7 protein-coding genes are annotated in these 7,359 nt (G+C 57.2%); 3 read left to right on the forward strand and 4 right to left on the reverse strand.

Going from position 1 to position 7,359, the window contains the following annotated elements; genetic code table 11:
* Positions 1-24 precede the first annotated feature (24 nt).
* The 3 genes from ACFSOY_RS17220 to ACFSOY_RS17230 form a co-directional block, all read right to left on the reverse strand.
* Entirely contained in the window at positions 25-1,425 is a 1,401-nt protein-coding gene (locus ACFSOY_RS17220; RefSeq protein ID WP_386048736.1) for an amino acid permease, read from the reverse strand.
* Positions 1,426-1,623: 198 nt separating this feature from the next.
* Positions 1,624-2,694, reverse strand: a complete 1,071-nt coding sequence (locus ACFSOY_RS17225; RefSeq protein ID WP_386048738.1) for a bifunctional phosphoglucose/phosphomannose isomerase — start codon at positions 2,692-2,694, stop codon at positions 1,624-1,626.
* A gap of 128 nt (positions 2,695-2,822) precedes the next feature.
* On the reverse strand, positions 2,823-3,584 hold the full coding sequence (locus tag ACFSOY_RS17230) for a CDP-alcohol phosphatidyltransferase family protein (protein WP_386048740.1): 762 nt from the start codon (positions 3,582-3,584) through the stop codon (positions 2,823-2,825).
* 129 nt (positions 3,585-3,713) lie between these two features.
* On the opposite strand from ACFSOY_RS17230, the gene ACFSOY_RS17235 reads away from it, so the two are divergent.
* Positions 3,714-4,187: a hypothetical protein gene (locus tag ACFSOY_RS17235; RefSeq protein WP_386048743.1), complete on the forward strand. Its 474-nt coding sequence runs from the start codon at positions 3,714-3,716 to the stop codon at positions 4,185-4,187.
* Between the two features lie 45 nt (positions 4,188-4,232).
* On the opposite strand, the gene ACFSOY_RS17240 is transcribed toward ACFSOY_RS17235, so the two are convergent.
* Positions 4,233-5,321: an HD-GYP domain-containing protein gene (locus ACFSOY_RS17240; protein WP_386048745.1), complete on the reverse strand. Its 1,089-nt coding sequence runs from the start codon at positions 5,319-5,321 to the stop codon at positions 4,233-4,235.
* A 165-nt stretch (positions 5,322-5,486) separates the two neighbouring features.
* On the opposite strand from ACFSOY_RS17240, the gene ACFSOY_RS17245 reads away from it, so the two are divergent.
* Together ACFSOY_RS17245 and ACFSOY_RS17250 are read left to right on the forward strand one after the other, a co-directional pair.
* Positions 5,487-6,677: an ornithine cyclodeaminase, nickel-pincer nucleotide-dependent gene (locus ACFSOY_RS17245; protein ID WP_386048747.1), complete on the forward strand. Its 1,191-nt coding sequence runs from the start codon at positions 5,487-5,489 to the stop codon at positions 6,675-6,677.
* A gap of 91 nt (positions 6,678-6,768) precedes the next feature.
* Positions 6,769-7,359, forward strand: a 591-nt coding sequence (locus ACFSOY_RS17250; protein WP_386048748.1) for a hypothetical protein, incomplete at its 3' end; no start/stop codon positions are given.

Here is a 7,359-nt window from a genome sequence, read left to right on the forward strand (position 1 = left end):
TAGTATCACCTGCATGCCCGCGTTCTATTTTTCATGGAGCACCGAATGATGGCGCGAGTAGAGGAAATAGACGAGCAGACCGATCCCGATCCAGATGATGAACGCATACCAGGTCATCGCCGCCAGCTGAGTCATCAAGGTCAGACAGAAGAGGATCGACAAGAGCGGCACATAGGGAACTCCCGGCACAGAAAAGACGCGCGGCAGATCGGGCTGCGTTTTCCGCAACACCAAGACAGCGACGGAGACCAAGGTGAACGCAGACAGCGTGCCGATGTTCGCGAGCTCGGCAAGTTGCCCGAGCGGGATGAAACCACCGACGAGCGACGAGATGATGCCGACCAGCCACGTGGAGCGAACCGGCGTCTGAAACTTAGGGTGAACGCTGGAAAACATCTTCGGCAGCAGCCCATCGCGAGACATCGCAAAAAAGATTCGCGTCTGCCCGTAGGTCATGACGATCAGCACGGTCGTCATGCCGAGGATCGCGCCGAGATCGATAAAGCCGGCCACCCAGTCTTGACCTGCCACCTGCAAGGCGAGCGACACCGGATGCGCCACACCTTCAAACTGCGGATACTCGACGATTCCGGTCATCACGCTCGATACGACCACGTAGAGCAAGGTGCAGACCAGCAATGAATAGATGATCCCGCGGGGCAGATCCCGACGCGGATCGCGCGCCTCCTCCGCTGCTGACGCCACCGCGTCAAACCCGATATAGGCAAAAAAGACGAGCGCTGCCGCCTCGACCACACCTTTCCAGCCAAACGGCATGAACGGCTGCCAGTTGACCGGTCTGACATAGCTGACACCCACCGCGATGAACAGCAACACCACCGCCACTTTGATCACCACCATGATGTTGTTGACGCGCGTCGACTCTTTGATGCCGACTGAGAGCAGCGTGGTGACAGCGATGACGATCAAGAAGGCGGGCAGGTTGAAGTAGGTGGTCACGCCGGAGATCGCGCCAGGCGCCGCCTGAAACGCCGTTGGAATCTCCACGCCAAACCCTTTCAGCAACGATTGCGCATACCCGGACCACCCGGCGGAGACTGCCGATGTGGCCAGCGCATATTCTAAGATCATATCCCAGCCGATCAGCCAAGCGATAAATTCGCCGAGCGTCGCATAGCTATACGTGTAAACCGAGCCGGAGACGGGCACCAAGGAGGCGAATTCTGCGTAGCAGAGCGCCGCGAAGGCGCAGGCGACACCGGAGAGCAAAAAGGAGATGACCAGAGCAGGCCCTGCTGTGAGCGCAGCCTCCCCGGTCAGCACAAAGATCCCCGTCCCGATGATCGCGCCGATGCCTAACATCGTCAGATCCCAAGTGCGCAGCGTCTTTTTTAAGGTTCGTCCCTCATTTGCGGTTCGGATCAATTCCTCGATGCTTTTCGTGCGAAACAGCGACATCGCCACATCCAGCCCCTTTTGCCAATATAAAAACGGTGGATTTCACAATCGAATCCACCGTTAGGGTTGGTTGAGGCACCGATTCTCATGCAGTCACTTTCTCTTTTGCCGCACGCGCCGCTCCAGTCTCGAAGCGGATGATTCCGCATCGCGCTCGCACATGGGTCGCGCGATCGCAGTTCCGCTCTGCACTGAGCTTCGCGATCAGTCGGCCAGCCTTTTTTTCAGCTGTTCGATCTTGACGACCGGCGTCGGATCGAGCCCGTACAGAACAGCCAGATAGGCGGACGCGTAGTCGCCGATCAACAGCAGGGAAAACATCTGTGCCAGCGCGCTCTCGCCGCGCGCAGCCAACTGTGAACGACCGCAGCGCGCATCGGCCAGCACCTCGCTCATCGTGATGCTGATCCGCTTCTGCACGCGCGGATGATCGAAGGTGGAGGACAGCGCGATCACCTCTACCCGTTCGATCAGCTCGCTCGGCACATCAAAGCCGACGATCTCATTGTGGTTGAGCTCAGGATAGCTGTGGGCAAAAGCGAGCGTCTGCGCGTTTTCGTTGATCTGCGTCTTCCACCGATAGGCGATCGCTTCGGTCAACCCGGTCGAACTGTGAATCAGGGGAATCTTGCCATGCAGGCGCAAGGCGATCTGCTTGGCGAGGTTGTGCGCAGTCTGCGCGGTCGGGGCGAGCTCATCGCGCATATCGCGCAGCAGCTGCAGCGTCTCCTCCATCTCCTCCACACGCTCCGCGACGAGACCGGATTTCTGCACAAGCGAGAGCAGCGGAACGAACAGATGACCGACCGCCGCTCTCGGCTGCAGACCGCTCGGCACGCTCACCAGCGGAACTCCATCCCGCCGCGCTCGCTCTGCCAGCTCCCCGCCGGAGGTGATCGCAGTCAGCTGTGCGCCCCGCGCTTTCGCCTCCTCATAGGCGGACAGCGTCTCCTCCGTGTTGCCCGAGTAGGAGATCGCGATCACCCAGGTGTCGTCGCCCACATAGGAGGGCATCGTGTACCCTCGATTGACCAAGATCGGCACCGGACACGTGTCGCCCACATAGGTGCGCAGCAGATCGCCACCGACTGCCGAACCGCCAAGCCCCGTGATCAGGATCGTCTTCACCCGAGAACGGTCGAGCGAAACGGCGGTGCGCTTCATCAGATCGAGCGCCAGTTCCATCTGCTCGGGCAGCTTGTAGATCGCGCCGAGCATATCGGCCGCATCGTGCGCTTGCAGTTGGGAGACATCGTCGAGGTTGATGCGTTTCACAAGAGCTTCCCCCTTCCAGCAAACTCAGTCTTCTTCCCCTAATCAATAGTTCACCTCACTGGTGAATATGACAGAAAAAACCCCCTTTGAGTAAACCCAAAGGGGGTTGCTGGTGGTTGCAGGTGCGCTTAGCGCCAACCTGCTCGCTTCCAATATCGATAGACGTCAAACAGCAGGTGCCAGAGCAGCGTCAGCACGAGCGTCACGAACAGACCTGCGATCGGAACTTGCAGAATCGGCAGCAGGCAGAAGATGATCGCTTGGCTCTCGATGACCGAAAAAGGAGTGACGATCATAAACTTCCGATACAGGCGAGCTTGGAAGGGGGTCATCACCATGCCGTTGATGATGATCGGCTCGGACTGATCCGCTTGCTGCTCCGCCTTCGTAGCATCGCTATCTGCGCTCTTGCTGCGCTCGATCGTCTCCTTGATCAGCAGATCGCCTTTGGCAAACGCTCTCGTGTAGACGTACAGAGCGGCCATCACCCAGGAAGCGGTGAGCAGCCAGCCGTCGATCTGCTGCAGGCGCTGCTGTCCGTAGACCAGCGCGATGACCAGCAGAGCGAGCTTCAGCTCATCCAAGATGTGATCGAGCCAAAACCCGAAGTTGGAGGACAGCTTCTTCTTGCGTGCGACATAGCCGTCACAGCAGTCCAAGATGTAGGAGAGCTGGTAGAGCAAGCCGCCGAGCACCAGCATCCACGGCGTGCCCAAGAAGAAACACCACACTGCGATCAGTGCGATGAAAAAAGAAATCAGCGTGATCTGGTTCGGTGTGATCTTCGTCTTGGCAAGCGCTTCGGAGATCGGCACCGCAAATGGAAGTGTCGCGTATGCGTCCCACGGGGACGGATAGCGCACATAAGGGTTGTCGCGCAGTTTAAACAAGGGGAGCATCCTCTCTTCGACAAATTTCTACCCACTAACTTACTCGTATCGCCCCGGTTTGTAAAGATGAGCTTCCCACAGATGATATGATAGACTACAGACAATGGTTGGAAAGAAAGGACTGATTTGATGACGACTTCGACAGTTTTTCAAGATATAGCCGAAATATTCCGGGGGCAGGTCAGCGATGCGTTCCTGCTCGACTACAGCGAAGACAGCTTGAAACAGGTGGACAAATTGATCTCGCTGGTCAGCCAGCCTGGGGAGAAGCCGGACGAGACGCTCGTCCTGTCTGCTGGCGCTTACCTCGGCGAGACGACGCTCAGACTGCTCGGCGGCAGTTGGAAGATCGACGAGGCGGAGCTTGCCGACTCGTCTGTCCGCTTAAACGGCTGCGAGCTCTGGCCGTTTCGTCGCGTTCGCCAGCGCATCTACTACGGGACGCAAAATCCGCTCTACGCCTGGTTTGAAATGGCGCGCGCTGGAGCGACCCAAGAAGTGGAAAAGCTCCTGCAAGGGCAGGAGCAAGCCACGCTGATACGTCCGACCGGATATGATCCGCTCGTCATCAAAATAAAAAAACGGAGAAAGATAGAAGAATAAGTGCGCTGCTCGATCTGTTACAAATGGTCTGTCACAAACGGTCTGTTACAAAATTTCCTCGCACTCCACGATCATCAGGGTCAGATCCTGCGAGAGATCCACTTCGCGCGGCGCTGTCAGCTCTGTGCCGTCCGCATCCTTCAAGACGCGCAGGATGGGGCGATGCGGAAATCTGGTGTTGATGTCGACGACGACAGCCAGCTCTCCGTTGTTCAACGTCACCGTCAAGCCGAGCGGGTACAGCGCCACATTGTCGCGAAACTTGCGAATCAGATCCGAATCGAATTGCCCGGTCGATGCGAAGAGGATCTCCAGCGCTTCGTGGGGCAGATACGCTTTGCGATAGATGCGATTGGATGTGAGCGCATCGTACACGTCTGCAATCCCGACGATCTGCCCGTAGAGGTGAATCTGGTCGCCGACCAGACCGCGGGGATAGCCGGAACCATCGAGCCGCTCATGATGTTGCAAGGCGCAGTGGGCGGAGATCAGCGGAATGTCCGCATGATCTTTTAACAGTTCATAGCCGAAGAAAGCGTGCTGTTTCATCGTCGCATATTCCTCTTCGGTCAATCTCCCCGGCTTGAGCAAGATCTCCATCGGCACCATCGTCTTGCCGATATCGTGCAGGATGGCGCCGATCCCCAGGTCGATCAGCTCATCGCGCTTCAGGCCGACCGCCATGCCGAGAGCAGCCGAGTAGATCCCAACATTTACCGAATGGCTGTACAGGTAATTGTCGGTCGTGTAGATGCCTGTCAACTGCAACATCACCTGTTTTTTCGATTGCAGATCATACAGAATGTCTTCAAACACGCCGCGAAACTCCCGGCCTAAGCGCGGGTTGGCGATCGAGCGCACCCATTTGCGCGACTCGATCATCTGCGAAAAGGTCTCGTAGACCACCTTCATCGCCCGCGCGCGCGTCTGTTCGGAGATCGCATCCTCGATGATCAGATCGCTCGTGCGGGGATCGTCGATGTACACTTGCGAAACGTTCAGGTCGAGAAGTCGCTGAATCATCGCTGCGCTCAGCTCTTTGCCAGCGGCAAGCAAGACGTTGCCATTGCTGCTGTAGATCGGCTTTGCTAAGATCGCTCCAGGTTGCAGAGCGCTGGTCGCGGTCATATGCATCTGCTGCTCACCCTCGACTTCCTGTCTTCATTTCTGGAGGGTATTCGACAAAATCTGCAAATCACCTGCCAGCGGCAAAAACTGCTGTGCATCCGGAAGGAATTTCTTTTATCGCGAGAGCCGGTTCTGATCAGAAACGCATCCATTCAAGGAGGGTTCGAACCTATGTACATACAGGAGCTGTTTGAATTGCACGGGCAAACCCCGACTCTTGTCGAGCTGGAAGATCTCGCAGCTCGCGAGGATTCCCACTTCGAACTGCACAGCACCAAGCCGATTCGCTTTTCTGTCTATCTGCGACCGGAGCAGATCGAGCGCGTGAGCGCGCTCTTTGTCGAGCAAGGCTGTATCCGCATTCACTCGACCGAGCTGATCACCAAGCCAGCGCCAAAGGACGGCGTGGTGCCCGATGAGTTTCACTCCACCTCCAACAAGCCGACCTTCATCTTCAGAGCGGGTGAGTGGGTTCCGGTGCAACGCCTCCGCATGGATGGCGTGATCACCTTTGAGAAAGATGGCACCCCGTTTTGCAACCTGATGCGCAAGGTCGTCGCCGGAGAAGAGGTGGTCGTCGGCCATAGCGGTGTGCGCATCGCTCTGCTCGACCTGCCCGTCAAAAGCGAAGAGGAGTTTGGCTTCATGCAGGGGGAGGTGTCTTCCGAACGGCAAAATCCGGTGATCATCCGCAGGATCGCAAGCGAGATGAAACAGATTCGCGATGCCGGAGGGCGCATCGTGTTTGTCGCAGGTCCTGGCATCGTCCATACGGGAGGTATGACCCCCTTTTGCGGACTGGTCGAGAAAGGATATGTACAAGCTCTGCTTTCCGGCAATGCGCTGGCGACGCACGATATTGAAAACGCGCTGTACAACACATCGCTCGGCGTGAACACGCAGACGGCAGATGTGGTGCCCGGAGGCCATCGCCACCATCTGTCGGCGATCAACCGGATGCGCTTCCACGGCTCGATCGAAAACGCCGTCCGTGCCGGCGAGCTGCGCTCAGGCATCATGTACACGCTGGTCGAGCACGGCGTCCCCTTCGTGCTCGCCGGCTCAATCCGCGACGACGGCCCGCTGCCCGATACGGATATGGACTTGGAGCGGGCACAGGATCGCTATTCACAGCTCGTGCAAAACACCGACATGGTGATCATCATCTCGACCATGTTGCATGCGATCGGCACCGCCAACATGATCCCTGCCACCTGCCGAACGATCTGTGTCGACATCAACCCGGCGGTCGTCGCCAAGCTGAGCGATCGCGGCTCGACCCAGACGATCGGCGTGGTCACCGACGCTGGCCTGTTTGTCGAACAGCTCAACCGCGAGCTCGAACTGTTCGAGGGCGGCTGATCCGCTGGAAAAATCGACCCGGCATCTGATGCCGGGTTCTGTTTTTTGCGCTATACTTAGCAGAGAGAGACGCAGATAGGAGGAACTTCACTTGTTGTCATTACTCGGGGGACTGCTGTTCCGCCCTCAAGAAACGCTCCACAAGATCTTGCAAAAACCGAACTTCGATTTGGCAAGCCGCCTTGTCAACGTCGTGATCGTGCTGCTGATGATCAACCTGGCATTCTATTTTGCCACCGAACCGTATCTGGAAAAAACATTGGGGATCTACAAGTGGCTCGGCGTGCTGCTGTTGCCACCTCTTCAATATTTCCTGCAGCGCTTTTTGTTCGTGCTCACCTCAAGGCTTGGCCTGTTGATGTTCGCCGCCGACAGACTCCCCCTCGACCCGCAAGAACGAAAAGCCAAGTGGGAGATGCTGAAGCGATTGTACCCGTTCACCTACTATCCAAGCGCCGTTTTAAGCGTCTTGGCCGCACCGCTCAGCCCGTCCTTCTTCTTGGTCTTTCTCGTGTTCTTAGGGTTGATATACATGTATCTGTTGCGCGTGTACTTCCTGAAGCAAGTGTTTGGCGTCTCCGGCAAAGTCGCGTTCTTCGGACCGCTGCTGGTCGAGCTGTTGATCTCGTTCGCCTTGACGGTGGTGATCATGATCATCTCGTTCGTCGTGATCACTCTGTTT

Source organism: Tumebacillus lipolyticus, from assembly GCF_042682745.1.
GTDB classification, from domain to species: domain Bacteria; phylum Bacillota; class Bacilli; order Tumebacillales; family Tumebacillaceae; genus Tumebacillus_A; species Tumebacillus_A lipolyticus.